The sequence below is a fragment of the Bartonella jaculi genome (genome assembly GCF_039543045.1).
GTDB lineage: Bacteria > Pseudomonadota > Alphaproteobacteria > Rhizobiales > Rhizobiaceae > Bartonella > Bartonella jaculi.
Genome location: NZ_BAABIZ010000011.1, coordinates 27,625 through 31,317 on the forward strand (window position 1 = coordinate 27,625; position 3,693 = coordinate 31,317).

The window sequence follows — 3,693 nt, forward strand, 5'->3', positions numbered from 1 at the left end:
CGTATTATTCTCTTTTTCAGGCACCTTATCCTTTGCGATCACCGGCACAATTTCAACACGTGAGACTGTTTGAACCGCCTCTCCTCCCTCTCCAGTCAGTTGCAGAGGCAAAACCTTTGCGAGAAGCGAGAAGAAGGGCACAGGATTATTAAGTGCATGATATTGAAGATAAGACACCAACCCCTCTTCACCATAGTGGTAGCCTGCTTGTTCAGCAGCTGTAAGAAGGGCTTCATTAAACCGCCTTGTTGTTTTATTCAAAGCACCTTTTGGCCGCCCTCTTCGACGTAAGGGAAGGCAAGCTTTATCTGCCATCATCTATGTCTCTACAAAGAAAGAAACACTGATCCCATGCCATAAAAAACAGCATAAAAAACGGCATGAAAACCAGCAACGAAATTTCAAGAATAACCAACAGTTTTTGATCAGTCATCAAAAGAAATAGAATGATTTAGGTAATCACGCAAAGATTGCCTAAACCATCCCTCTCCAAGAGGAAAATTTCTCTGGAAACTCTTTTACCCATGACAAGATAAAATCTGAAGACCCAACGGTTCTAGAAGCCTAGAAGCCTAGAAGCCTAGAAGCCTAGAAGCCTAGAAGCCTAGAAGCCTAGAAGCCTAGAAGCCTAGAAGCCTAGAAGCCTATATAATCGGAAGTCCCCCAGAGCACCAGCACCATTCTCTTCACCGATGCGGGCCCCTCATACCAGCAACTCTTTTTCGCTTACTCAGCAAAAGATAGAATTCTGATTATGTATTTATGTTAGCAGTTTAGATGAACCTTGTCAACTTCTTTATTCTCATTGTTCTTCTTTTGAGGTATTATTTTCTATCTTTTGTTTTTCGGGTAAAAAGACCAAGCGCTCGCCTTCTTTTGCAATTGTCACGGTTGTTTCATCATGAATTTGTCCAAATAAGATTTTTTCTGCCATTGGGTCTTGAATTTCTTTTTGGATAATGCGTTTGAGAGGACGTGCCCCATAGAGGGGATCATAGCCTTTATGAGCGAGGAATTTGCGCACCTCTGGTTCAATATGCAAAGTTATTTTGCGTTCATGAAGCAAATTTTGCAAATTTTGTATTTGAATATCGACGATAGCTTCCATATCGTGGCGTTGCAATCTCTGAAAGAGGATAATTTCATCGATACGGTTTAAAAATTCAGGACGAAAAGCCGCTTTAACGACATTCATGACATCATTTTTTGCCTGATCAGTTGTTTGTCCTTCAGGCAGCGCGGTTAAAAATTCAGCCCCGAGGTTAGATGTCATAATGAGTAATGTATTGCGAAAATCGACGGTACGTCCTTGACTATCGGTCAACCGTCCTTCATCCAGCACTTGTAGCAAGAGATTAAAGATATCAGGGTGGGCTTTTTCGATTTCATCGAACAAAATGACCTGATAAGGTCTTCTCCGTACAGCTTCGGTAAGCACTCCGCCTTCTTCATATCCGACATATCCAGGTGGCGCTCCAATCAAGCGTGCCCCAGCGTGTTTTTCCATATATTCAGACATATCAATGCGCAACATAGCATTAGGGTCTTGGAAAAGGAAAGCGGCGAGAGCTTTGGTTAATTCGGTTTTTCCCACACCAGTAGGACCTAAAAACATAAAAGACCCAAGCGGACGGTTAGGATCTTGCAGTCCAGCGCGCGCGCGCCGTACAGCGCGTGCCACCGCTTGCACGGCTTCGCCTTGTCCAATAACACGGGTGCTAATTTCATCTTCCATTCGCAACAGGGATTCTCGCTCTGCCTCGAGCATCCGCTCAACAGGAATACCGGTCCATCGTGAAATGATACGCGCCACATGTTCAGCGGTAACGGTTTCTTCAACGAGATGATTTTTCTGATCATCATTTTCAGCAGCACTGAGTTGTTTTTCGAGTTCAGGAATGACACTATAAGCCAACTCTCCCGCGCGTTGAAATTGCCCATCCCGTTGTGCAATAGCCAAAGCATTTCGTGCATCTTCGAGTTGTTTTTTCAAATCAGCAGCATGCCCTAATTTTTGTTTTTCCGCCTGCCAAGCAGTTGTCATTTCGCTAGACTTCTGTTCCAATGTTTTGAGTTCCTCTTGCACGCTTTGCAAGCGCTCTTTTGCTGTTGGCTCGACGTCTGTTTTCAAGGCTTCGCGTTCAATTTTCAACTGTAAGATTCGTCGATCAATGGCATCGAGTTCTTCGGGTTTTGAATCGACTTGCATCCGCAACCGTGCGGCGGCTTCATCGATAAGATCAATGGCTTTATCGGGCAAGAATCGATCTGTAATATAGCGGTTAGACAGACGTGCAGCAGCAATCAAAGCACTATCAGCGAGGCGCACTTTGTGGTGTTGTTCGTATTTTTCTTTAATACCGCGCAAGATAGAGATAGTATCCTCGAGTGTTGGTTCAGGCACAAAGACAGGCTGGAAACGGCGTGCAAGAGCAGCATCTTTTTCGACATATTTTCGATATTCATCAAGGGTAGTAGCGCCCACACAATGGAGTTCACCGCGTGCGAGAGCAGGTTTTAAGAGGTTTGAAGCATCCATAGGACCGTCGGCTTTTCCAGCACCAACAAGATTGTGCAATTCATCGATAAAGAGGATAATTTGACCGTTTTCCGCTTGCACCTCAGAAAGAACAGCTTTGAGACGTTCTTCGAATTCCCCTCGATATTTTGCTCCAGCGATCAGCGCTCCCATATCGAGCGCATACAGTTGTTTATCGCGCAAAGTTTCGGGCACATCGCCATTCACGATGCGCAATGCCAATCCTTCAACAATTGCGGTTTTTCCGACCCCGGGTTCCCCAATAAGCACGGGATTATTTTTAGTGCGTCGTGAGAGCACTTGAATGGTGCGTCGTATTTCCTCTTCACGACCAATGACAGGATCCAGTTTTCCTTCGCGCGCATCTTTTGTCAAATCGCGGGCATATTTTTGCAAGGCATCATATTGGCTTTCGGCATGGGGGCTTGTTGCTGTTTTTCCCTTTCGCAGTGCATTAATAGCCTGATTAAGTGCCTGCGCTGTGAGCCCTCCGCTTGTTAAGATATCAACGGTTTTTGCGGATTTTTCCATAATCATCGCTTGCAACACACGCTCTATGGTAACGAACTGATCACCGGCTTTTTTTGCGAGATCTTCTGCCATATTAAAGATTTTTGCCAACGGCTGAGAGAGATAGAGCTGTCCATTTCCCCCTTGCACTTTAGGCAAAGCCTCAAGCGCTTCATGAAGGGACTTTCGAATAATGGAGAGATTCCCTCCTGCATTTTGGATCAGTGCTGCCGCTAAGCCTTGAGAATCGTCTAACAGCACTTTTAACAGATGTTCAGGCATAAACTGCTGATGATCGGAAGAAAGAGCGCTATTTTGTGCGGATTGTAAAAAACCTTGCAACCGTTCGCTATATTTTTCCAAGTTCATTTTTTTTCCTTAATTTTAAGTCATCGCCACACTCTCACTCCCCCAGCATTCCCCAAAAGCGACACCCGCCTCCAAAAGTGATACCCGAGAAAGAATTGTTCATCCCCCCACAAACACCGCCAATGATAGTGCAGGAAGCAGAACCGTAGTGCTAAAATGAATATGGGTTCTCACCCCCCCCATAGCAAGAGGAAAAGGAAAACAGCGTATCATTTTTCAACAAAACCGTAACTTTCCTATAAACATCCCCACACACACCAACCATATCCCCCAAA

The 3,693-nt window shown here is 44.9% G+C and carries 2 protein-coding genes; both read right to left on the reverse strand.

From position 1 onward, the window contains the following. Positions 1-318, reverse strand: a 318-nt coding sequence (locus tag ABD915_RS05630; RefSeq protein WP_345116360.1) for a hypothetical protein, incomplete at its 3' end; no start/stop codon positions are given. A 484-nt stretch (positions 319-802) separates the two neighbouring features. After that, positions 803-3,418, reverse strand: coding sequence for an ATP-dependent chaperone ClpB (gene clpB / locus ABD915_RS05635; RefSeq protein ID WP_345116363.1), 2,616 nt, complete (start codon positions 3,416-3,418; stop codon positions 803-805). Positions 3,419-3,693 lie beyond the last annotated feature (275 nt).